At 58.0% G+C, this 22105-nt stretch carries 29 protein-coding genes and 1 tRNA gene; 24 read left to right on the top strand and 6 right to left on the bottom strand.

Going from position 1 to position 22105, the window contains the following annotated elements:
- The first annotated feature begins 230 nt into the window (after positions 1 to 230).
- The 7 genes from VB780_RS23980 to VB780_RS23950 all read left to right on the top strand — a co-directional run bounded on the left by VB780_RS23980 (position 231) and on the right by VB780_RS23950 (position 4146).
- Complete coding sequence (locus VB780_RS23980) at positions 231 to 512, top strand: monovalent cation/H(+) antiporter subunit G (RefSeq protein ID WP_323353705.1); 282 nt, start codon at positions 231 to 233, stop codon at positions 510 to 512.
- Positions 502 to 1143 (top strand): DUF4040 domain-containing protein, encoded by a 642-nt coding sequence (locus VB780_RS23975; protein WP_323353704.1) that lies wholly within the window; start codon positions 502 to 504, stop codon positions 1141 to 1143. Before VB780_RS23980 ends, VB780_RS23975 begins: the two co-directional genes overlap by 11 nt.
- Positions 1140 to 1802 carry a Na(+)/H(+) antiporter subunit B gene (locus VB780_RS23970; RefSeq protein ID WP_323353703.1) on the top strand — a complete coding sequence of 221 codons (663 nt, stop codon included), beginning with the start codon at positions 1140 to 1142 and terminating at the stop codon, positions 1800 to 1802. Before VB780_RS23975 ends, VB780_RS23970 begins: the two co-directional genes overlap by 4 nt.
- A gap of 215 nt (positions 1803 to 2017) precedes the next feature.
- Positions 2018 to 2212 (top strand): hypothetical protein, encoded by a 195-nt coding sequence (locus tag VB780_RS23965; protein ID WP_323353702.1) that lies wholly within the window; start codon positions 2018 to 2020, stop codon positions 2210 to 2212.
- A gap of 350 nt (positions 2213 to 2562) precedes the next feature.
- Positions 2563 to 3147 carry a hypothetical protein gene (locus VB780_RS23960; protein ID WP_323353701.1) on the top strand — a complete coding sequence of 195 codons (585 nt, stop codon included), beginning with the start codon at positions 2563 to 2565 and terminating at the stop codon, positions 3145 to 3147.
- Between the two features lie 33 nt (positions 3148 to 3180).
- Positions 3181 to 3582: a VOC family protein gene (locus VB780_RS23955; protein WP_323353700.1), complete on the top strand. Its 402-nt coding sequence runs from the start codon at positions 3181 to 3183 to the stop codon at positions 3580 to 3582.
- Positions 3583 to 3711: 129 nt separating this feature from the next.
- The gene (locus VB780_RS23950) at positions 3712 to 4146 is read left to right on the top strand and encodes a VOC family protein (protein ID WP_323353699.1); all 435 of its coding nucleotides are present in this window, start codon (positions 3712 to 3714) and stop codon (positions 4144 to 4146) included.
- A gap of 158 nt (positions 4147 to 4304) precedes the next feature.
- On the opposite strand, the gene VB780_RS23945 is transcribed toward VB780_RS23950, so the two are convergent.
- Both VB780_RS23945 and VB780_RS23940 read right to left on the bottom strand, forming a co-directional pair.
- Positions 4305 to 5618: an ATP-binding protein gene (locus VB780_RS23945; protein ID WP_323353698.1), complete on the bottom strand. Its 1314-nt coding sequence runs from the start codon at positions 5616 to 5618 to the stop codon at positions 4305 to 4307.
- A gap of 207 nt (positions 5619 to 5825) precedes the next feature.
- Complete coding sequence (locus VB780_RS23940; RefSeq protein WP_323353697.1) at positions 5826 to 6143, bottom strand: DUF1825 family protein; 318 nt, start codon at positions 6141 to 6143, stop codon at positions 5826 to 5828.
- Positions 6144 to 6360: 217 nt separating this feature from the next.
- Between VB780_RS23940 and VB780_RS23935 the strand changes: the two genes are divergently transcribed.
- The 5 genes from VB780_RS23935 to rimK are packed head-to-tail and all read left to right on the top strand — an operon-like array spanning position 6361 to position 10480.
- A complete protein-coding gene (locus tag VB780_RS23935) occupies positions 6361 to 6705 on the top strand; it encodes a YbaB/EbfC family nucleoid-associated protein (protein WP_323353696.1) in 345 nt (114 codons plus the stop codon).
- Positions 6706 to 6717: 12 nt separating this feature from the next.
- Positions 6718 to 7233, top strand: a complete 516-nt coding sequence (locus tag VB780_RS23930; protein WP_323353695.1) for a low molecular weight protein-tyrosine-phosphatase — start codon at positions 6718 to 6720, stop codon at positions 7231 to 7233.
- Positions 7234 to 7274: 41 nt separating this feature from the next.
- Entirely contained in the window at positions 7275 to 9014 is a 1740-nt protein-coding gene (locus VB780_RS23925) for an alpha/beta hydrolase (protein ID WP_323353694.1), read from the top strand.
- A gap of 42 nt (positions 9015 to 9056) precedes the next feature.
- Entirely contained in the window at positions 9057 to 9515 is a 459-nt protein-coding gene (locus VB780_RS23920; RefSeq protein ID WP_323353693.1) for an ATP-dependent zinc protease, read from the top strand.
- A 59-nt stretch (positions 9516 to 9574) separates the two neighbouring features.
- The gene (rimK, locus tag VB780_RS23915) at positions 9575 to 10480 is read left to right on the top strand and encodes a 30S ribosomal protein S6--L-glutamate ligase (protein ID WP_323353692.1); all 906 of its coding nucleotides are present in this window, start codon (positions 9575 to 9577) and stop codon (positions 10478 to 10480) included.
- A gap of 71 nt (positions 10481 to 10551) precedes the next feature.
- Here rimK and VB780_RS23910 read toward each other — a convergent pair whose 3' ends face one another.
- Entirely contained in the window at positions 10552 to 11463 is a 912-nt protein-coding gene (locus tag VB780_RS23910) for a DUF5996 family protein (RefSeq protein WP_323353691.1), read from the bottom strand.
- A 366-nt stretch (positions 11464 to 11829) separates the two neighbouring features.
- Here VB780_RS23910 and VB780_RS23905 point away from each other — a divergent pair, with 366 nt between their 5' ends.
- The 4 genes from VB780_RS23905 to VB780_RS23890 all read left to right on the top strand — a co-directional run bounded on the left by VB780_RS23905 (position 11830) and on the right by VB780_RS23890 (position 15033).
- Positions 11830 to 12567: a general stress protein gene (locus VB780_RS23905; protein ID WP_323353690.1), complete on the top strand. Its 738-nt coding sequence runs from the start codon at positions 11830 to 11832 to the stop codon at positions 12565 to 12567.
- Positions 12568 to 12722: 155 nt separating this feature from the next.
- Positions 12723 to 13091, top strand: a complete 369-nt coding sequence (locus VB780_RS23900) for a hypothetical protein (RefSeq protein ID WP_323353689.1) — start codon at positions 12723 to 12725, stop codon at positions 13089 to 13091.
- Between the two features lie 153 nt (positions 13092 to 13244).
- Entirely contained in the window at positions 13245 to 13763 is a 519-nt protein-coding gene (locus VB780_RS23895; RefSeq protein ID WP_323353688.1) for a hypothetical protein, read from the top strand.
- Positions 13764 to 14247: 484 nt separating this feature from the next.
- Positions 14248 to 15033 carry an META domain-containing protein gene (locus VB780_RS23890; protein WP_323353687.1) on the top strand — a complete coding sequence of 262 codons (786 nt, stop codon included), beginning with the start codon at positions 14248 to 14250 and terminating at the stop codon, positions 15031 to 15033.
- A gap of 210 nt (positions 15034 to 15243) precedes the next feature.
- Here the strand turns inward: VB780_RS23890 and VB780_RS23885 are convergent, their stop codons facing one another.
- A complete protein-coding gene (locus VB780_RS23885; RefSeq protein ID WP_323353686.1) occupies positions 15244 to 15957 on the bottom strand; it encodes a response regulator transcription factor in 714 nt (237 codons plus the stop codon).
- Positions 15958 to 16243: 286 nt separating this feature from the next.
- Positions 16244 to 16315 (bottom strand) — tRNA-Asn (locus VB780_RS23880).
- A gap of 202 nt (positions 16316 to 16517) precedes the next feature.
- Here VB780_RS23880 and rpmI point away from each other — a divergent pair.
- The 8 genes from rpmI (at position 16518) to VB780_RS23840 (ending at position 21375) form a co-directional block, all read left to right on the top strand.
- Positions 16518 to 16715 carry a 50S ribosomal protein L35 gene (gene rpmI, locus VB780_RS23875; RefSeq protein ID WP_073609358.1) on the top strand — a complete coding sequence of 66 codons (198 nt, stop codon included), beginning with the start codon at positions 16518 to 16520 and terminating at the stop codon, positions 16713 to 16715.
- 65 nt (positions 16716 to 16780) lie between these two features.
- Entirely contained in the window at positions 16781 to 17131 is a 351-nt protein-coding gene (rplT, locus tag VB780_RS23870; protein WP_073609259.1) for a 50S ribosomal protein L20, read from the top strand.
- 50 nt (positions 17132 to 17181) lie between these two features.
- Positions 17182 to 17949 carry a transporter substrate-binding domain-containing protein gene (locus VB780_RS23865; RefSeq protein WP_323353685.1) on the top strand — a complete coding sequence of 256 codons (768 nt, stop codon included), beginning with the start codon at positions 17182 to 17184 and terminating at the stop codon, positions 17947 to 17949.
- A 43-nt stretch (positions 17950 to 17992) separates the two neighbouring features.
- The gene (locus VB780_RS23860) at positions 17993 to 18532 is read left to right on the top strand and encodes a tetratricopeptide repeat protein (RefSeq protein ID WP_323353684.1); all 540 of its coding nucleotides are present in this window, start codon (positions 17993 to 17995) and stop codon (positions 18530 to 18532) included.
- Between the two features lie 160 nt (positions 18533 to 18692).
- The gene (locus tag VB780_RS23855; protein WP_323353683.1) at positions 18693 to 18854 is read left to right on the top strand and encodes a hypothetical protein; all 162 of its coding nucleotides are present in this window, start codon (positions 18693 to 18695) and stop codon (positions 18852 to 18854) included.
- 69 nt (positions 18855 to 18923) lie between these two features.
- Positions 18924 to 20009, top strand: coding sequence for a thiamine phosphate synthase (locus VB780_RS23850; protein ID WP_323353682.1), 1086 nt, complete (start codon positions 18924 to 18926; stop codon positions 20007 to 20009).
- A 93-nt stretch (positions 20010 to 20102) separates the two neighbouring features.
- Positions 20103 to 20327 (top strand): sulfur carrier protein ThiS, encoded by a 225-nt coding sequence (gene thiS / locus VB780_RS23845; RefSeq protein WP_323353681.1) that lies wholly within the window; start codon positions 20103 to 20105, stop codon positions 20325 to 20327.
- 103 nt (positions 20328 to 20430) lie between these two features.
- Complete coding sequence (locus VB780_RS23840) at positions 20431 to 21375, top strand: DUF1517 domain-containing protein (RefSeq protein ID WP_323353680.1); 945 nt, start codon at positions 20431 to 20433, stop codon at positions 21373 to 21375.
- 95 nt (positions 21376 to 21470) lie between these two features.
- Here the strand turns inward: VB780_RS23840 and VB780_RS23835 are convergent, their stop codons facing one another.
- Complete coding sequence (locus VB780_RS23835; RefSeq protein WP_323353679.1) at positions 21471 to 22094, bottom strand: exopolysaccharide biosynthesis protein; 624 nt, start codon at positions 22092 to 22094, stop codon at positions 21471 to 21473.
- Positions 22095 to 22105 lie beyond the last annotated feature (11 nt).

Below are 22105 nucleotides of genomic sequence, written 5' to 3'. Positions count from 1 at the left end.
AAAAGTGATTTGCTGTAGTTTTAGTCACCTGCCGATCCCCCCTACCCCCCTTAAAAAGGGGGGTAAAAGTCCCCCTTTTTAAGGGGGATTTAGGGGGATCTCCACTTTTGCTACAAGAAATAGGACTTTTCAAACATTCTCTTAGTAAGGGGGACAGGGGTGATCCTCCGAAAGCCTTTGATCAGTATAAAAATTCCATTACACGGAAAGTCTTAAGCGGAAGAGTTAGCATGATCAATTTTCTCAGCTATATCTGTATTGTTCTCGGCCTAGTGTTTTGGTTTTGGGGCACCTGGCCACTGCTGGGGCATCGGTCGGTGCTCTACAAGCTCCATGGGCTGTCGGTGGCCGATACCCTCGGGTCGATGGCGATCGTCGTCGGGCTGCTGCTGCGCATTCCCCATGAGTGGCCGCTGCTGGTGCTGGCGCTGATCTCCCTGGCAATTTGGAATACGGTGCTGGGCTACGTGCTGGCCTACTGCTCGACGGAGGACAGCAGCTATGACGGATAATACGGATAACTACGTCTACGCGATTATGCTGCTGCTGCCCCTGGCGGCAGTGATGGTAATTGTGCAGCAAAACCCCTACCAGGCATTGGTGATGCGGGGCATTTTGGGGGCGATCGCCGCCCTGGTCTACGCCATGCTGGGCGGGGCCGATGTGGCCCTAACTGAGGCCCTGGTGGGCACCATGTTGGCGATCACCCTCTACGCGGTGGCGGTGCGATCGTCCCTGGTGATGCGCCTGGGGGTACTGGAGGGCGAAGGGGTGAAAGATAGCTTGCAGTGGCAGCCGCTGCTCGACTACCTGCGGGCCATGCTAAAGCGCTACCAGCTGCGTCTAGAGCTGGTGCCCTACGCCGACAGTGCGGCACTGCGGCAGGGCCTCGCCGATAAGGCCATTCACGCCACCTGTCTGAGGGTGGAAAGGCAGGTCATGGGTCATGGGGAAAAGTCAGAGGATGGGCCTATCTACCCAGCTAGCTCCCTGAGCCAGCCCCCTTACCAGATCAGCATTCGCGTGCCGCGCCTCTATGAGATTTTGACCGTCGAGCTGCCGCCTGTGATGGCTGACATTAGCGTGTACGGGGGCGATCGCGCCTCCCCAAGCAAACCCCCAGTCTTAGAGGAGCAGCTATGAAGTGGGTGTATCTGGCGGCGGGTCTGCTGCTGTTTGTCAAAATGCTGATCTTGCCCGACCCGGTGGCAGGGGCCGAGGTGGATATTGCTGGGGCGATCGTAGCCGAGAGCAATGTACCCAACGCTGTCTCGGGCATTATCTTTCGCAATCGTCTTTACGACACCATCTTTGAGGTGGTGGTGTTTACCATCGCCATTATGGGGGCCAAGTACCTGCTGGCCGATGAGACCCCTACGGCATCGTTCTACAGCTTTGACGACGAGCCTTCCATTGTGCTGGCCCGGCTGGGGGCCACCATTGCGGCGCTGGTGGGCATCGAGCTGGCGATTCGCGGCCACCTCAGCCCCGGCGGCGGATTTGCGGCGGGGGTGGCCGGGGGCACAGCGATCGGTCTAATCGCCATCACCGCTCCCTCACCAGAGTGGATGCAGGCGATCTACGAACGTTGGCACGCCGCCACCTGGGAGAAGGTGTCGGTGCTGGTGTTCATTGCGCTGGCGGTGTTTACCCTGGTGGGAGTAGAGCTACCCCCCGGCCAGTTTGGCACCCTGCTGAGCGGCGGCATTATTCCAGTTATGAATATTTTGGTGGCCCTTAAGGTCGCCTTGGGGTCATGGGCGATCACTCTGCTGTTTATTCGCTATCGGGGGCTGCTGTAGGGCTCAAACGACCTAGAAACTCAGCCCACCAAAAGATTTTGCCAGGTCAAATCGGCTTGGGGTAACAGGTTTGGGGTGGCAGACACCCACCACTCCCTGGCTCTCTCCCCTCGATCTATCTCTAACGGGTTGCTCTACCCCTACCCCTAGGAAGATCAGATTGAGGGGCTGGACTGACTAATATGCATGCATAACCTACTTGGGAGAACGCCACTATGGCTAACACCGAAAGCGAACAAAAGAAGAAATCTACCGACTCTAGCGATGGGTATAACACCCCCATTGACGAAAGCCAGCGCCACACCGGTATGTATGAAGCCGGCGATGGCAAGCAAGAAGCCCAGCCCGAAGGCGGCAGCAGCAATGCAGGCCCCGAGGGTGCGCCCAACCAAGGCACCGAAAAGCGCTAGAACTGAGCTAATTTAGGCTTTAAAGGGGAAGCGATCGCATTGGCTGCGATCGCTTCCCCTTTTTCGATGGGGGTTGCTTAGCGTAGGCATGACTGGCCTATCAATTTTGAGAGGGCCAAAGTCTTCAAAGTCCGTCAATATTGCGGAATTAAGGGGGCCACATAGGGTTGTTGTCCGTCTTTTCAGTAGACTCTAGCTTGGGTATAGCCCCACGGCATAAACCGGCCTCAGGCAAGTTCTCTGGAGGATAGATCGCCATCCCTGACCCTTTCCATCCCAAGAAGCTAGATCTGCGATCGCGATGGTCGCTCACCTGGCAGCGGCTAGCGCTGCCCGAGCCCAAGCCGCCTGTGTGGGATGGGCTGTGCGATCGCTACTCAGAACCCCACCGGGCCTACCACACCCTGTGCCACCTCAGCGAATGCTTTAGCTGGTTTGACCGCGCTCACAATTTGGCCAAAAGTCCTGGAGCCGTGGAGCTTGCCCTCTGGTTTCACGACGCCATCTACGACACCCGCCGCGTTGACAACGAAGTGCAGAGTGCCGCCTGGGCGGCGCAGGTGATTGACCGGGCGGGCGGCGGGCCGGTGCTTCAGCAGACGGTTCACGCCATGATTCTGGCTACCAAGCACCATACTGCTCCCGGTTTGGATGATAGCCTTCTTGTGTTAGACAGCGATCTGGCCATTTTGGGGGCGGCACCGGGCCGCTTCGCCCAGTACGAAGCGCAGATTCGCCAGGAGTATGCCTGGGTGCCCGAGGCTGTATTTCGCCAAAAGCGGGCCGAGGTGATTGCCGCTTTTCTAGCCCGGCCCTCAATTTTTGCCCTAAGATTTTTTCGATCGCGGCTGGAAGGCCCGGCCCGGCACAACCTGGCTAAATCTCTGGCAAATTTGAAACCAGAGCCCAGGACAGAGCCAACCTCGCTGGGGTAGGATGCATCCAATCCGTCTGTGAGGCACCCAGCGATGGACGTTTTGATCAACATAGACGTCAACGATCTCGCCGCTGCGGAACGGTTTTACACCCGTACCTTTGACCTCAGGCCAGGTCGCCGTCTGGGCGACACCATTGTTGAACTGGTGGGCGGCCCATCGAGCATCTTTCTGCTGCAAAAAGAAGCGGGTTCCCAGGCGTCGCCGCAGACTGCCGAACTGCGCCGATTTGATCGCCACTGGACTCCCGTACATTTGGATTTTGTCGTAGAAGACATCGAAGCCACGGCTAACCGCGCCGTTGAGGGGGGCGCGCGGCAAGAGTCACCCATTCAGCAGACCGTTTGGGGAAAAATCGCGCCCATGGCGGATCCCTTTGGCAACGGCTTTTGCCTGATCCAGTTTGTGGGCCAGGGATACGATGAGATGGTTTAAAGACCGGCCCAGAGGGCCATCGCCGATTGCTGTCCCGGCTAAACCTTCAACGTTAATTAACTCTGGGAAGAGGTTAGTATGCCTGAACTATTATGGTGATCTGCCCCCGCAGAACTCTAAGGTTTTCCCATGACAACCGATAGCCCGAGCATTCTGTCTCACATTTCCCTGGGCACCAACAACTTTGAAAAGGCCGTAGCCTTTTACGATCGCATTTTGCCCACCCTGGGCTGCAAGCGCATTATGGAGCACCCCGGGGCGATCGCCTACGGCAAAGTCTATCCCGAGTTTTGGGTTGGGGTGCCCCACGACAACCAGACCGCCACCGTGGGTAACGGCACCCATATCGGGTTTATTGCCCCCACCAAAGCATCGGTGCATGCTTTCTACGAGGCGGCGATCGCCGCCGGAGCCCAGGACGACGGCCCGCCCGGCCCCCGCCCCGACTACGGCGAGCCCTACTATGGCTGCTTTGTGCGCGACCTCGACGGCCACAAAATCGAAGCTTCCTACTGGGATCTGGCGCTGATCGAAGAACTCTATGGAGTGCCTGCCCCTAGTTAGAGTCCAAAGCGGGGGTGAGGAGTGGATGGGGCACTCAGCCCCAGTGGATTTCGTAGGTTGGGTAGAGCGAAGCGACATCCAACCCAACTTACCGCTGTTGGGGTGCACTGCGTTTCACCCAACCTACAAGATCCTTAGATTTTTGATTTGATCAGGCTCTAGGGCGATCGCTCCGCCAAACCCAAATCGGCGGTGAGCCAGTCGATAAACTGCCGCGCTGTGCGGCCCGATCGCCCGTTGTGGCGGGTGGCCCACTGTAGGGCGCGGGCGGTGAGGTCATCTTCAGTGAGGGCAATGTCGGCCTGCTGGGCCAGGTGATGGACAATGGCCAGGTAGGTCGGCTGGTCGGCGGGTTCGAAGGTGAGGGTGAGGCCAAAGCGATCGCTAAAAGAGAGCTTTTCCTGCATCGTATCCCACGACTGCACTTCGTCTTGGTCGCTGGGTCTGGGGCGATCGCTAAAGTATTCGCGCACCAAGTGGCGGCGGTTGGAGGTGGCGTAGACCACCACGTTGGCGGGGCGGGCGGTGGTGCTGCCCTCCAGCACTACCTTGAGCGCTTTAAAAGTGTCGTCGTCCTCCTCAAAGGAGAGGTCATCGACGAAGATAATGAATTTCTGAGGGCATGCTCTTACCTCACCCACAATCTGCGGCAGGGCTCGCAGATCGGCCTTGGCCACCTCCACCAGCCGCAGCCCCTGGTCGGCGTACTCATTCACTAGGGCTTTGACCAGGGAAGATTTGCCCACGCCGCGACTGCCGTAGAGCAGCACGTTGAGCGCCGGGTAGCCCTTGAGCAGCGCCAGGGTATTTTGCACTAGCTGCTGCCGGGGGTAGTCGTAGGCAGTGAGGTTCCCCAGTCGAATGGGGTCGGGGTCGGCAATGCCGCAGAGCTGGCCCTGGTGCCAGGTAAAGGCGCGGTACTGGGCCAGCAGCCCGGAGCCGTGGCGGCGATAGTGGTGCGCTAGGGATGCCACGGCATCGGCCCAGGGTGCGTCGTCGGGAAGTACCAGCGGCGGTGGGGGTGTCTCGTCCACCGCCCAGGCGATCGGGGCTGCGGGGGTTTGGGCGATCGCCTGCACCCACCCTGCAACGGTATCGCTGCTGAGCTGGTAGAGCGCTTGAAGCGTGCCTAAATCATGGCGGGCTGCCTCCACCAGGGCGGCGGGTAAATGGGCAAAATCTGTGCGCTGGGCCTGAAGCGTAAACGGATTCTCGGCGTAAGCGATTTGCCGCAGTAGGTAGTCGCTCCAGCGGGCCTCACTGGTGGCCAGCGCCTTAAACCAGGCTCCGTAAGCCCGCAGGCTGAGGGCTGACTCGCCAGATTCCAGAGCGTTTAGCAGCGCTAGAAAGGCAGTGCCCACAGGTTGGTCAAACACCGAACGGTAGAACAACAGTCCGTCGATGCGCTGGCGGTAGGGCTGCACCTGGCTCTGGACGGCGGCTAACTCTTTGTCGTCGGGGCGATCGCGCATGCTAACCGTACTTCGCGTGGATAATTTCTCTGAGCAGCATCCCTGACGAGAGGGTTGGATGCGCCTGCCTCTTTCTAAAAGATTGAGTTGCCGTAGTTGCGCTGGTTAGAACATCTTAAAAACGTTCAAACGTTTCAACGTTCAAACGCTTTTAGGGGAAATGTCTCGGCAGAAAGTCTACAGCTACAGAAGCGATAGCATCTAGCTCTACGTCTCAATCTCGGCCTTCATGCGCTCCAGGGTCTGCTGCATCTGCTGAAACATCATATCGGGGGTCATGCCAAACTGGCCTAGCTGGGTCTTGAGCTGTTCGACGGTCATTTGGGCCTGAAAGTCTTCGGATAGCTCAAAGCGCTTCATAAAAATGTGGTAGCGCTCCATCATGGCTTCCATCTGGGCGATGTACATCTTCTTGCCCTCGCGGTCGAACTTGCCGTAGCCGCTCCCTAGCTGCACCAGCGATTGATAATCCTGAAACAGCTGCATAGCCTCTTGCTGGACAATTTCTGAATCAAAAAATCCCATGGTTATACGCTTAGCCCTAAGGTGAGCAACTTGGCGATTCCCCGGTGGGCTACCGGAAGCAATCTATATATAGAGCGTACGATTTGGGCTAACCCCTGGCCAAGGGTAGATAACCCTACTTAAATTCAAAGACTTGCCGCTGGGCGCTAGAATCGTATAGCTGATTGGTACTGTAAGATTAAAGCCGCCAGCGCGCTGTACGTTCGAGAGAAACTCCATGTCACAAGGTCAAGGATTTGGGTTTGGGTTAGGCAAGATGAAGGAGCTTACCGAGGCCTTCAAAAAAGCCCAGCAGATTCAAGAGGGGGCCAAGCAGCTGCAAGAAGAGCTGGAGCAGATGGAGATTGAAGGTGAGTCGGGCGGTGGTCTGGTCAAGGTCACCATGAGCGGCAACCAAGAGCCCAAGAATGTGACCATTGCCCCCGAAGCTCTCAATGAAGGGGCCGAGGTACTCTCTGACCTGGTGGCCACGGCGATGAAAGACGCCTACGAAAAATCGACAGCCACCATGCGCGATCGCATGGAGGTGCTCACCGGCGGCCTCAACCTGCCCGGCATGTAGCCCCCCGATGCCATGACCACCCGCCTTTTATTTGTCTGCCTGGGTAATATCTGTAGGTCGCCCTCGGCAGAAAACATCATGAACCACCTGATTGAGCAGCGGCAGCTGGGCGATGGCCCTGAGGGGCCGGCCTTTGGCCATCAGGTGGTGTGCGATTCGGCGGGCACCGCCAGCTACCACGTGGGCAGCGCCCCCGATCGCCGCATGACCCAGGCCGCCAAGGCCTACGGCATTGATTTAGTGGGCCGGGCTCGTCAGTTCGACCTCTTTGACTTCGACCACTTCGACTATATTTTGGCGATGGATCGCCAGAACTATCGCGATATTGTGGCCCTCGACCCCGCTGGCCAGCACCGCGACAAAGTGCGGCTGATGTGCGACTTTTGCCGCACCCACCCCGACAAAGATGTTCCTGACCCTTACTACGGTGGCCCCGAGGGGTTTACCTACGTCATCGATCTCCTGCTAGATGCCTGTGAAGGGCTGCTCGACCACATTACAGACCATTCTGTGGCTACGCTCCCCTAGCGGCTTTTTTGCGTATCGTGACCTGCAACGGCCCCGTCTCCATGCTTTCTTTTGTGAAAATTGCGCGCCCCTGGCGGCGGCTTGGCCTGGCCTGGGCGCTGGGACTGCTGGGGGCGCTGGCCACGGCGCTCCCCGGCCACACCGCCGAAAATTTGATTGTCACTTTTGGAATTTTGCAGCGCTCCATTCCCATTGCCGACCTGGAGCGGTTTGCGACCACGGGCGAACTCACCCCCCAGCTGCAAATCTACCGACGGCAGCTACAGATCTCTGACGAGCAGCTCAGCCAAATCCAAGAGGCGCTAAGCACTCCGGTGTCGCTGAGTTCGGTGGCGGTGGCTCAGTTTCTCTACACCGAGCAAGGCATACTGCTGCTAGAGCAGATTGGTCGGGTGGTGCAAACCCCGGTGCGCCAGGCCAACGTGCAGGCTCTGCGGGGGGCGCTGATTTTGGCCGCCGCCGACCCCGAGGCCGATTTTACCCTGGTCAATGTGCTCAAGACCTATCCCACCGAGGCAATGCGCATTGACCTGGCCGAGGGGCTGGCGATCGCCCAGGAGGTCAACCAGGCGATTTTGCAGTCGCAGGCGGCCTTTGCCCAGGTGCAGGCGATCGCCACCGCCAAAGCCGCTGCCAACCCGGTGGACGCCGAGGCCCTGCTGCAACTGGTGCAGAGCGAGCGCCAGTACGGCATCGATCGCATTCAGGTGGTGGTGCCCGGTCTGCCCAGCCCGGCCCAGCTCTACCTGCCCGAGGTGCTGCCTGGGCAGCGGGGGGTACCGGCTGAAGGGTTTCCCCTGGTGGTGATCTCCCACGGACTGGGGGGTACCATCAACAGCTACAACTACCTGGCGGAATACATGGCCACAGGGGGAATTGCGGTGGCCACCCTGGAGCACCCCGGCAGCAACGATCAGCAGCTCTACGCTCTGCTGGCGGGTCTCTCCGACGCGGTGGTGCAGGACGAAGAGTTTTTGCGGCGGCCCCGGGATGTATCCCTCACCCTCAACACGCTGGATCGGTTAAACCAGAGCCCTTCCCCCATTCGCGGGCGGCTCGATTTAGACCGGGTGGGGATCATGGGTCAGTCGTTTGGGGGCTATACAGCCCTGGCGCTGACGGGGGCCAGCTTTGATCAGGCGGGGTTGGCGACGGCGTGCCCGCCCGGTACGCTGTCGTTCAATCCGTCGCTGCTGTTGCAGTGTCAGGCGGCGCGGCTGGGCAATCCGGGCAGTGGCCTGGGCGATCCCCGCGTTAAGTCGGTGTTTGTGATGAACCCCATCGGCAGCGCTCTGTTTGGCCCTACCGGCTACGGCCAGATCGAGGTGCCCATTATGGTGGTGGCGGGCACCGCCGATACCGTGGCTCCGGCCTTCCCTGAGCAGATTGAGCCCTTTACCTGGCTGACTGCCCGCGATCGCTACCTGCTGCTGATCAACCGGGGTACCCACTTTTCGACCATCGGTGATATCGCCCAGGGCAACCAGCCGCTGCCCATTCCGCCGGAACTCATTGGGCTGCGTCCCGAGCTAGTCTGGGAGTACATGCAGGTGCTGGGGCTGGCCTACTTTAAGCTCACCCTGGCGGGCGATCAGCGGTTTCAGCCCGTTCTCACCCCCGCCTTTGCCGATGCGCTGGGGGGTGAGCCCTACCTGCTGAGCCTGGTGACTACGCTCACCCCCGAGCAGGATGCGCCCGAGAACCCTGCCGAGCCACCTCCCGCCGCTACTCCGCTCCCCGATGCGCCCCTCAGCCCGCCCCCCCCGGCGGTTAGCCCCTAGGCTTACAACCGTCCCCTGTCCTGTTATGCTCTCAGAGGTGGTATGAGTTCTGGTGCTACGACGGCTGCAATTATTGGCTGGCGAGAGTGGGTAGCCCTGCCGACCCTGGGGGTTCATGCCATTAAGGCTAAAATTGATACCGGGGCGCGATCCTCGGCCCTCCACGCCTTTGCAGTGGAGCGGTTTGAGCAGGCGGGCCGGTCTATGGTGCGCTTTCAGGCTCACCCCATTCAGCGCAATGACGACTACGTTGTGACGGCCGAGGCCGCTCTTTTAGACGAGCGCGAAGTGCGCAACTCGGGCGGTCAGGCAGAGCTCCGCCCGGTGGTTGAAACCCTGGTACAGGTGGGCGGTGTGGTGTGGGCGATTGAGCTGACGCTGACAAACCGCGACGAGATGGGCTTTCGCCTGCTGCTGGGGCGGCAGGCAGTGCGCCGTCGCTATCTGGTAGACCCGGGGCGATCGTACCTGCAACCGCTCCCCGACCCCCTTTCTAAATAGGCCCGTTTGGCCCATGATTACCCCTAAGCACTATCCCCAAGGATGACTCCTGAGGCGCTATGAAAATTGCGATTTTATCCAGGGATGCCACCCTCTACTCGACCCGGCGGCTGAAGGAAGCAGGGGAAGAACGCGGCCATGAAATACAGGTGATTGACCACCTGCGCTGCTACATGAATATCACCTCCCACCAGCCCAAGGTGATGTACCAAAGCCAGCCTCTAATCGACATTGACGCGGTGATTCCCCGCATTGGGGCGTCGAACACGTTCTACGGCACGGCGGTGGTGCGCCAGTTTGAGATCATGGGGGTGTTTACGGCCAACACCTCGATGGCGATTTCCCGATCGCGCGACAAGCTCAGGTCGCTCCAGATCATGGCCCGCCGGGGCATTGGCCTGCCGGTGACGGGCTTTGCCCACTCCACCAAAGATATCGATGGTCTGGTGGATATCGTCGGCGGTGCGCCCCTGGTGATCAAGCTGCTGGAGGGCACCCAGGGCATTGGGGTGGTGCTGGCCGAAACCCAGCAGGCGGCCAAGTCTGTGATTGAGGCCTTTCGCGGCCTCGACGCCAACATTCTGGTGCAGGAGTTTATCAAAGAAGCGGGCGGCATGGATATTCGCTGCTTTGTGATTGGCGACAAGGTGGTGGCCGCCATGAAGCGCCAGGGGGCACCGGGGGAATTTCGCTCGAACCTGCACCGGGGCGGGTCGGCGGCCAAGGTGCGCCTCACCCCCGAAGAGCGCAGCACCGCCATTCGCGCCGCCAAGGCCATGGGCCTGCGGGTGGCTGGGGTTGACCTGCTGCGCTCTAACCACGGCCCGGTGGTGATGGAGGTGAACTCGTCGCCGGGCCTTGAAGGCATTGAAAAAGCCACCGATATCGATGTGGCGGGCAAGATTATCGACTTTGTGGCCAAGCACGCCGCGCCGGATAAGGATCGCGATCGCATCAAATACTAAGCGATGAAGGAATCCCACAGGCTGGGAAACTGGGTTGCTGTTTGATGCACTGTGCGATCGCCCCAACCCAACTATTTGAACCAGGTCTGCTGTAGCGCGGCGGTATTCCAGTCGGCTAAATCGGCGGCGGCTCGATAGGTACTGTGGAGAAAGCTCAGCAACGCCTGGTCAGGGTCAGCGGCCTCGCGCACGGCGTCATAGGGCAAGATGAATTCCCCCAAGTCGTTGTGGAAGAAGGCGGCTGCGGGCTGAACCGGCGCGTCTTTAAAGCCCTCCGGCACTGGGTAGGCGTAGGAGTAAAAGGCGGGGTAGCCTAACCCTGCCCCAGGCCAAAACCCAGCGCTGCTGACCTCTTGGCAGTAGGCTTCTTTGGCGACATCGTCGGGTAAGTTAGGTATACCACCGGGATGATCTGGCGCAGACCGGCCTGAAAACCGCGTCACCGCCAAGTCAAAACTGCCCCAGAAAAAATGCACCGGACTCACCTTACCGGAAAAGTGGGAGCGAAACTCCCGAAAGACGCGATCGCACTGCAAGAGCACCTGCCAAAACCGCTGGGCCGCCTCGCCATCGTAGGCCCCATGGATGTCGTCTTGCTCAAAGGGAATCGCGTCAGGAATTTCGTTAGGGGTAGTGTGGATGCGAATGGCAATATCCAGTTCGGCTAGGGCAGCCATCACTGCCTGGTAAAAGTCTGCCACCGTGCGGGGCCGGAGTTCGACCGTGCCCACGCGGCCCTCGCTGGTGGCGATGCGCAGCTGCTGGTCAAAAAAGTCGAAGTCAATCTGAAAGATCTGATCAGCGGTGGGAATGGTCCCTGTAGTCAGACCCCGCGCGGTTAAATACAGCGGCACATGCCAGGAGTGGTTGATCCAGGGCGTTTGCACCAGGCGAATTTTGCCCACAATCTGAGTCCACAGGTGGAGCGTGGTGCAAGTGTCTTGCCAATCGTCGAGGGTGAGCTGCGGCCAGACGTGGGGCATAACGGTTTCCAAAATTGGTTTAGAACAAGTTGGAGACAGGCTCAGTAGGAAAACCCTGGGCGATTGCTCCCTTCAGGGCTGAATCGCGCCGTACTTGAAGTATACCTAGCCGTCTTTGTGTGGTTCAGCAATTTAATCAGGCTTCGGCAGACGGCAGTCAAACGACTCAGATTCGTGCAGCGCAGGGAATTTCCGTAGTCCCCCTATTCTTTTTTGGGCTATGGGGATCTCCTCCTTTCTACGACTTTTGATCCCTCCAATGGGCGATTAGGATAGCCTGCTCCGCCCGTTACAACGATAAGTAACGCCGCGATCGCCAGCTTTGTCATAGCTGCTGGGTTCGCATAATTAAGGAGGAAGCACAGTATGGCTTCGCAACACAGACGAGCAGTAGGTGTCTTTTCCGATCGCCCCAAGACGGCATCGGCTCTACAGACTCTCAGCGACTCGGGCTTTGCAATGGATCATGTGTCAGTGATCGCAAAGGACTCAGACCGGCAGAGCGCGATCGCTGGCATCGAGGTCAAATCGGAAGTCAGCACCCAGGCTAATACAGCCGGTGCCGTTGGTGCAGTGACTGGGGGCGTTCTGGGCGGAGTCACAGGCCTGCTAGTGGGCCTGGGCACGCTAGTAATCCCCGGCATTGGCCCCGCTGTGCTGGCTGGTGAGGCCGCCGTAGCGATATCTGCCCTAATTGGCGGCGCGGCTGGGGCTGCTGCTGGTGGCTTGGTGGGTGCCCTGATCGGGCTGGGCATTCCAGAGCACCGGGCCAAACGCTACCGCGATCGCGTGGCTCAGGGCGAGTACCTGGTAATGCTCAAAGACACTGAACCCGAAATTGCTCGGGCAGAGCGCACCTTAAAAGCTGCTGGCATTGAAGATTGGGGAGTTTATCAGGTTCCGGCTGATGCCCCTGCCGTCACGAGTGGTTCTCCTAATGCCACCTTTGACGGAACCGCTGGCGTTGCCCCTGGCCGAGACAACCCTTATAACCAGGTCGATCATCCGTCGGATGATCGCTATCCCCACGGAGCCTCTCGCCAAGCAACTGATCTACCTCCGGCAACGGGATTGCCCCATGCCTCCAACCCACTGGAGCCATAGCCGCTGAAAAGAATTGGTTCGGCCCAAGCATTGCCTTTGCCAAGGGCTAAACCCATGGCTGAAATCGCTGTAATACCGTATTTGTTGAGGGAAAAATCGTGAATTTTTTGAAGTCTATTCGGCTTAGCGTGATTGCTCTGTGCCTGGGAGTGATTATGCTCACTACCAGTGCCTGTGGTAGCGCTACTACAACCAGTTCGGCAACTAGGCTATCCCCAACCGCTGCCTACAGCCAGCTTGAGCGGGGCGACACCGCCAGCGGCGAAAGCTATGGCCGGTGGGTGATGCAAACTGCTAGAGGGCTGGTGAGCGACGCCTTTGTGCGCGACAACGACAAGCTTGGCGTGGTGATCTCGCCCGACGTTGAGCCTCGTGAGGTAAAAACCCTGGCCCAGTCGCTGGTGCAGGGGTTCCACAAAAAATTCCCCAACCGCGATCTAAGCGTGCTGGTCTATGCACCTGACAAAGAGCTGATTTTAACCGCCAACTACGACGATACGACTCGCCAGGTTGAGTACCAGTAGGCAGAACTCTCAAGGTATTGCGCCTTGCCGTACGGCTGAACCGCTGGAGTACGGGTTACTTTGCCAGCCGCCGCTTCCCTTAGCTTTAGGACGCTGCCAAGGCAACCCGCTCAGAACAAAACCAAAAATTCCAAAAACTCGGAGATTTTGACTATGACTAGCAGCAAAGACTATAAGCGTCAGATCATGAATGATCTGGCCGGTGGCAATGCCGAAGATATCGACGCCAAGGCCACCCAGCCCGATCGCGAGTACGCTAATTTTGACGACTTCGCCAACCGTTCGTCTCGCGACGAGCGCCGGGAGCTAATGGGGCGAGGGTTTCACCCCGATCGCATTCCCACCACAGAGATGGAGCCAGAATTGCGCAAGGCGATCGCCCAAATCAAGCCCAAAGAGCGCGATGATGTGGCCCGCGATCTGTTCAAGCACTTAAAAGGGCGAGGCCTCAGCGATCGCGACCTAGAGAAGCAGCTGGGCCTATCTACCCACCACGCCAGCCGCATGAATGAGGACGATGTCACCAAGCTGGCGGCTTTTGCCTACCACAACCACCCCGATGTCTTTCAGGATGTGCTGGCCGACCAGCCCACTATTCTCAAGTTCTTCAGTAATCCGCTAGTGGGGGCGGCGGTAGGTGCGATCGCCGCTAAGTGGTTTAGCAAGCGATAGAACCCCTCACATGATTGGCCGTTGAGGCCTGCCCAATTCAAGGTTGCCCGCCTCGCGTAAGCGAGGCGGGCAACTGCTTTAAAGGACTGCTGGATCTCCGATCTCCATTAAGTGGCCTATCAAAAATGTTTTGACCATCCATATAAGCACCAGCAAAAATATGAAATTTATAGGATACTTTTGGCTGTTCTCAACCAGCCCCAGCCGAGGGAGAACAACGTTAACAATTATGGACTTTGCGGTCTAGGCGTTGACCTTCTTCGAACGATATTGCAATTATTATGGGGCTTGTAGCCCTCTTAAACTAGGGTGTTATCCAAATGGTTTCGAGCCAAACTGATTTATCAAAAGTCAGGGCTGCAAAATTGTCGGGGCCGCAAATTCTGGCAAAGCTGGCAAAGTTATCAGAGCAATGTCCTGTCGCCAGTTCCAGCTATAGGGCTTAATCGCCACCACTGATTCATTACAAACGTTGGGTGATTTTATGTTTTCATCTCGCTCCGCTGCGGTACTAGCGGCAGCCTCTACGGTTATCTTGGGCGCTACTGCCTGTGTATCTCCTTCCACCGGCCCCGGTGTGCCCCCCCTCACGGGCAGCATTTGGGAACTCCAGCAAATTCAAATGAGCGACGGCACGCTGCTGACGGCAAATCCGCCGCAAAACTACACAGCAGAATTTGCTGAAGACGGGCAGGTGTTCGTCAAAGCCGACTGCAATCGGGCGATCGGCCAATTTACCGAGTTGGCCGACGGGCGCATTACGGTCTCTCTGGGGCCAACCACTCTAGCCGCCTGCCCCGAGGGCAGCATCAGCCCCCAGTTTTTGCAGGCGATGAACAACGCTAGTTTCTACTTCTTCCAGAACGAGGATCTCTTTATTGATCTGAAGTTTGACAGCGGCACCATGAAGTTTTCGGGCACGCCTACCCCCGCTCTGGTCGGCACCCTGTGGAAGCTTCAGCAAATTCAGTTCAGCGATGGTACGCTGCTAGTCGCCGATCAGCCTGATCACTACACCGCCGAATTTTTAGAGGATGGCTCCCTGCTGGTGAGGGCCGACTGTAACCGGGGCCGCGCCGATTTTACCACCGACGATCGCACTCTCCAAGTCTCGCCCATTGCAACCACTATGGCCGCCTGCCCTGAAGGGTCGATTGGCAACGAATTTGTGCAGGCTCTGGGGAACTCCGGCTCCTACTTCTTCCAGGATGGCAATCTGTTTGTAGACCTGGCCTTTGACAGCGGCACCATTCAGTTCTCCGCTGACTAGTAGGGCTGAGCGCTAGAAAAAAGGCAGTGCCGCAGGGGCAAACGGTGTTTCCCCTACCGTCCCCTGGGATTCGGTATCGTCCCTAAACTAAACCTAAAAGCAAGAGAGATTTCGAGTCTCTCTGCTTTTAGCGTCTATTTGTCTATTTATATACGAGTTATATACGAGATATACGAGCGGCCTGAGCAGCTACTATCCCTCGAATTGGCCCTACTCTACCGCGACGGCGGGCAGCTCTAAGCAATAGCCAGCCCCGTAGACAGTCTTAATAAATTTAGGATGCCGGGGATCGGGCTCTAGCTTGGTGCGCAGGTGCCGCACGTGCACGCGAATGGTTTCGATATCGTCGTTGGGTTCGTAGCCCCAAACTTCCTGCAAGATCTGGCTGGGGGATACGGTCTGGCCGTGGCGCTGGAGCAGGCAGTGTAGCAGCTCAAACTCCAAGTGGGTCAGCTTGACCGTGCCGTCAAACCAAATCGCCTCGTAGCGCTCAGGAATTAGGGTGAGGGGGCCGTAGTTGAGAATTTCGCTGTGCTTAGCTGCTTGGGGGATGCGATCGGTGCGACGCAGCAGGGCGCGAACCCGAGCCAGCATTTCATCTAGCTCAAAGGGTTTGGTGAGGTAGTCGTCGGCCCCGGCGTTAAAGCCATCGACTTTATCTTGGGTCTGCGAGAGAGCCGTGAGCATCAGCACCGGAATGTCGGCGGTGCGGCGATCGCGGCGCAGGCGCTGACATACAGTGAGCCCATCCACCTTGGGCAGCATCAGATCGAGCATGATCAGGTCTGGCAAAAGCTGCACCGCTAGGGCCTGGCCTTTAACGCCATCCCCTGCCTGATTGACGTCGTAGCCTGCCATTTCCAAATTGACGGAAACAAGCTCCGCGATCGCAGCATCATCATCAATGACGAGAATACGAGGCATTACCAACTAAACTTGACAACCCGAAAACAGCACCGACTCAGCTAGAGACCAGTCATAAAGCTTTGAGTAGCCTAGCATCCAAACGTAAAGAGCCGTGTCGGAATAATACAATTCCTCGATAAATTATAAGCAGAACCCTTAAATTTTCCTGAGGAAATAGGTGCAGCTCTCTGAGCTGGAGCTTTTCTTCGGGTTCTAGCATTCCCCAAAATCCCCATCCCTAGAGCGCTTCAGGGATGCCATGGAGACAGAGACTATCAAATCAAGCCTTCAGGCTGTTCTAAAACTCCCCAGGTAGGATTCGAACCTACGACCAATCGGTTAACAGCCGACCGCTCTACCACTGAGCTACTGAGGATTACTCGCGAAGCTTATCTTAGCGATAAGTGTGTAACCTTGACAACCCTACAAACAAAAAAGTTTGGTGCCACCTGATTCTGACCGGTAAATGGATGCCCTGAGGAACGGGCCTAAGGCTATCACGCTATATCTAGATTTTCATACTGCCGTTATGGGCGACTCGTGATATAGTCAAAGACTGTGTCGAAATTGTGGTAACCATGCCCAAGCTTAAGTCTCGCAAAGCTGCCGCTAAGCGCTTTCGTCGCAGTGGCAGCGGCAAAATCATGCGTCGCAAGGCGTTCAAGAATCACATGTTGCAGCACAAAAATGCTGAACGTCGCTCTCGGCTGTCTAAGATTGCCTTAGTGTCGGAAGAAGACGCTCCCAACGTGGAGCTAATGCTGCCCTACCTCTAAGTAGGGAGTTATCAGTCTGTTAGCGGTCATTTTAAAACTTTAATAGTTCCAAGGGTTAAACAGTCATGGCACGTGTCAAGCGCGGCAACGTAGCACGCAAGCGCCGCAACAAAATTCTCAAGCTAGCCAAAGGGTTTAGAGGGTCGCACTCTAAGCTGTTTCGCACGGCCAACCAGCAGGTGATGAAGGCGCTGCGGTACGCCTACCGCGATCGCCGCAACCGGAAGCGCGATTTTCGCCGCCTGTGGATTACCCGCATCAATGCGGCTTCTCGCATGCACGGTCTGAGCTACAGCCAGCTCATTGGCCAGCTCAAGAAAGCCAATATCGATATCAACCGCAAAATGCTGGCCCAGATGGCCGTACTCGACCCCAATGGGTTTGCAAAAGTGGTTGAAGTTGCCAACCAATCTTAGGGATTGGCCCAGAAAGCAGGGGCAGTCGTAAGTTTAGACACGGCCGCACCATGGCATCGAACTGGCTTGGGTTTGGTTTAGCACTGGGGGCACAGCTAGCTGCGCTCCCAGTTTTTGCTGCGGATCTCGATACAATTCGCGCCCGTGGGCACCTGGTGGTGGCGGTGCGCGAGGGCTGGCAGCCCCTGAGCTTTCGCGATCGCGAGGGCGATCTGGTTGGCCTAGAAATTGACCTGGCCTACGGGCTGGCGGCGGCAATTTTTGCGGATCCGGCGGCGGTCGAGTTTGTGGTGGTGCCCAACGGCGATCGCATTCCGGCGGTGCTAGACGATCGGGCTGATGTGGCGATCGCAGGCATCACCCTGACCTCCGGTCGCCAGCGACTGGTGAGTTTCAGCCCTCCCTACTACCTTGACGGATCCGCCGTGCTAGTGCGCGATTCTCAGGTGCAGAGCCTAAGCGATCTCCAGCGCCGACGGCTGGGGGTGCTTCAGGGGGCCAGTACTGTAGCCGTGGTGCGCTATCTGCTGCCCCTGGCGACCCTCACTCCCCTGTCCAGCTATCAAGATGCCTTTAGCCGCCTCAGCACGGGCCAAATTGACGGCTTTGCTGGAGATCTAACTGTGTTAACCGGGTGGCAGCAGGCCCACAGCGGCTATTACCTGGTGCCTAGCCTGCTCTCGGCAGAACCCCTGGCGATCGCCCTGCCCAAGGGCACCCAGTACACCGAGTTGCGTACCCTAGTCAGCCAGACTGTCATCGATTGGCATCACAGCGGCTGGCTAGAAGACCGGACTACCTTCTGGGGGTTGCCCTAGCCATGGCAAGATAGGTTAGTTCTCAAGTGCAGATCAAGACCGCATGGAAAACAGCAACCTGCTCCTTATTTATCTAGGTATTCTGCTGGCGTTGCTGAGCGTTGCCGCCTTTTTTGTGGTGCGCCAGGTAATCAAGACCCGCCGCATCGAAAGCACTCTGGGGCGGCTCCAATCACGGCTCACCAAAGAAAAGGGCACCGCCCAGGAATATTACGAACTGGGCAGTCTTTTGCTTGACAAAAAGCTCTATACCCAGGCAGCCCTCTACCTCCAGCAGGCGATTAAGCAGCTGGGGGATGACGAAGCTGAAAACGCCGCCGTAGTCTACAACGCCCTGGGCTATTCCTACTTTGCCCAAGACCAGTACGACTTGGCCATTCGCAACTACAAGGAAGCGCTCAAAATTTCGCCCGAGTACGTCACCGCCCTCAATAACCTGGGCCACAGCTACGAGCGCAAGCAGCTCACCACCCAGGCTCTAGAGATGTACAAAACCGCCTTGGCCCTAGAACCCAAAAACTCCACGGCCCGCCGCCGCTTCGACTCGCTCAAAAAGCGCGTTGCTCCTGCCGAAAAATCCTAGCTGCTGTACTGGATTCCTCGGGTTGAGCCTTCTTCTAAGCAGGCGTTATGAAAATACGATGTTTAGGGTATATAAGAGAGTATAGGGATCCTGCTAGGACAGGATATTGCACTGACAATCTACCTCTTTCTGCTCTTCATTGGTTTTCAGGGAGTGGTTTATGCGCCTCGATACTGGTACCCCGATCACGCGGTTTTTTTCAGCGCTAGTGACTATTTTGGCGCTGCTGGCCTTTGGCTTTGTGGCCTGGAAGGCTTTCGACGTCTGGCGTTCTGATCCAGCGGTGGAAGGCATTCAGGAGATTTTGCAGCCCCAGAAGTAGCGCCTTAGTAACGCGATCGCCCGCTCCTTCCCTGCTAGGATGTGGAGGTTCTTTGCCCCCAGTGTTTCCATGCCGGAGTTGACCGGGCTGCCAGTGCTGCCCAATGGTGCCGATGCCGCCGTTTACCGCATTCTCGATGCCAACCTCGACCGGGCGCGGGAGGGGCTGCGGATTATTGAAGAATGGTGCCGCTTTGGGCTGAATAACTCGGGTCAAACGGATCAGCTCAAGCACCTGCGCCAGACTTTGGCCCAGTGGCATGCCCCGGAGCTGCGCCTGTGCCGCGATACCCCCGGTGACCCTGGCACGGCCCTTACCCACCCCCAAGAGGCTGAGCGCACCAGCATTACAGCGGTGCTGCAAGCCAACTTTTGCCGGGTGCAAGAGGCCCTGCGGGCGTTAGAAGAATACGGCAAGCTCTACCGCGCTGACTTGGCGGCTGGGGCCAAAGCCATGCGCTATCAGGTTTACACGCTGGAGAGCGAAATTCTGGGCGGGCATCGCCTCCAGCGGCTGCGCCAGGGATTGACTTACCTGGTGACCTCGCCCTGCGATCGCCTATTACCCATCGTCGAAGCCGCGCTGCAAGGGGGCATTGCCCTGGTGCAATACCGCGATAAAGATACCGACGACCACCTGCGCCTGGAACTGGCCCACAAGCTGAAGGATCTGTGCCATCGCTACGGGGCGCTATTTCTGGTGAACGATCGCATCGATATCGCCCTAGCTGTGGAGGCCGACGGCGTGCACCTAGGCCAAACCGATCTGCCCATTGCCACCGCCCGCCAGCTCTTGGGCAGTCAGCGCATCATTGGCCGCTCGACTACTAACCCTGACGAAATGCAGCGGGCGATCGCCGAAGGGGCCGACTACATTGGCGTTGGCCCGGTCTATGCCACCCCCACCAAACCCGACAAAGCCGCCGCTGGCCTCGACTACGTGCGCTACGCCGCCGAGCATGCCACCGTACCCTGGTATGCGATCGGCGGCATCAATACCGAAAATTTGAGCGAAGTGCTCCAGGCTGGTGCCGCACGGGTGGCGATCGTGCGGGCGCTGATCGAGGCCGAAAACCCCACGCTGATTGCCCAATACTTTGCGGCCCAAACTAACCACCGCCGCACCTTTCACACCGTCATCGCCCCCATTGGTTAGCCCTACGCCAGTCTGGTGGGGAGACTTATTCGACGGGGTTGAAGGTGTAAGGTATTGGGCCATAAGATTCAATCCCTCTGCGCGACGTCTCCCATGCTCGACCCTACCGCCGACAATTTCTATCTTCTCGTCAATGGCGAATCTCAGCCCTGCGCGCCTGGCACGCTGCTGCCCAGTTTTTTAGAATCGTTGGGTTTGAACCCGCGCTTGGTGGCGGTAGAGTACAACGGCGAAATTCTCCATCGCCAGCTGTGGGAAACCACTCACCTGCGCCCCAATGACAGGCTAGAGATCGTCACCATTGTTGGAGGCGGTTAAGGCCTGTAGGTACGGGTTTCCGCCGTTAGATTGCTCTGTTTTTACCAGGCAGCGGCAGCAGTTCGCGTTACATTAAAGACATAAAGCACTCCGGTTTTACGCGATGGTTAAACAACTTTTTCAACGCCTTAAGCCATTTTTGAAGCCGCTGATGGCTGTGGTCTTGGCCGTGGTTTTGGTGTTTGGCACCGCCGATGGGGCCTGGGCCGCAGCGGGTGGGCGCATGGGGGGCGGTAGCTTTCGGGCTCCGGCCCCACGCATGAGCCCGACCCCACGCACCTATGCCCCCGGTGGTGGTGGCGGCTATTATCCTGGCGGCGGCTTTGGCATGCCCTTCCTGTTTCCTTTTATTGGCATCGGCGGTGGGTTTGGCGGGTTGTTTACGCTACTGATTTTCATTGCGATCGCCAACGTGGTAGTGCGCGGCCTGCGGGGCGCGACCTCTGACGACGAGTATGGCGCTCCTGTGGGTGGCAGTAACCCGCCGGTAGCGATCGCAAAACTCCAGGTCGGCTTACTCGCTGCAGCCCGCGAATTGCAAGATGACCTCAACCGCCTGGCCACCACCGCCGACACTGGCACCTCTCAAGGGCTGGCCAAGCTCCTCCAAGAGACTACCCTGGCTCTGCTGCGCCACCCCGACTACTGGGCCTACGCCGCCAGTGAAGACAAGCAAACCCGTCTGCTCAGTGCCGAGCAAGAGTTTAACCGCTACACGCTCTCGGCCCGCAGCCGATTTAGCGCCGAAACCCTTTCTAACGTCAACAATCAGCTCACCCAGGCTGAGCCTAAGGCGATGCTGACGGGCAACACCGACCAAGCCCCTGGGGAATACATTCTGGCCACTGTCGTTGTGGCGACCCAGGGCAAGCTCGATCTGCCCGATATCTACTCCTCCGCTGACCTGCGCCAGGCGCTTAGCCAAGTTGGTGCAGTCTCCGGCGAAAACCTGCTGGCGGTGGAAGTCCTCTGGACGCCTCAGCAGTCTGGGGAAACTCTCAGCAGCGATGAGCTGATTGCTCAGTACCCAGAGCTGAAGCTGATTTAGACTGCTTTTTGACCCACAAACGCCGTAAAAAAGCCCTTTGGTTACCAAAGGGCTTTTTTTTGTGAGGTCTTTAAAGAATTCAGTCGGATGCAGCCCTATCGTTGAAACCAGTTCTGAAGCAGTTCGGGCGATCGCCACAGCAGATACCCTGCCAGGCCAAAGGTGCCCGTAATTAACCCCGTGGCCACGTAGCCCAAAATCATCATCACCCCATCGGCTTCGAGGGTGGCCACTACAAAGATCAAAATGCCGACCGTGGGGATGGGATTGGTCATGGGGATCGGGCTCATCAGCAATAGCGTCAGCCAGCTGATGCAGACGCCGTTGATGTGCCAGACTGAAGGGCTGTTGGCTAGCCCGGGTAGGCGGGGCCGCACAAACCGCTCGGTCACTCGCGTCACCCGCTTGAGGTTGCCGAGCACTGTTTTGGCCAGCACCGACGGAAACTGAAACTGGGCTACTCGGTGGGGCAGCCAGGGCGATCGCCGTCCCACCGCCATCTGTAGCGACAGCAGCAGGCAGGCCGACCCCAAAATGGTGGTAAACCCCGGCGGCATCGGGAACAGGAACGGCAGCACCAGCAGCCCAATCACCAGGCAAAAGCCCCGCTCAGCGGTTTCGCTCAGGACGTGGGCCAGGGTCAGCGGCTGCTGGGCAACGCGCTCTAGCAGGGCTTTAATTTCTTGGGAAAAGCGGGGCTGGGGAGAGTCAGAATCCATAGCGGTGGTGA

The sequence above is a fragment of the Leptolyngbya sp. CCNP1308 genome (assembly GCF_034932455.1).
Lineage (GTDB): Bacteria > Cyanobacteriota > Cyanobacteriia > Phormidesmidales > Phormidesmidaceae > Nodosilinea.
Note: the sequence above shows the minus strand (reverse complement) of the source record. Positions and strands in the feature narration are given on the sequence as shown.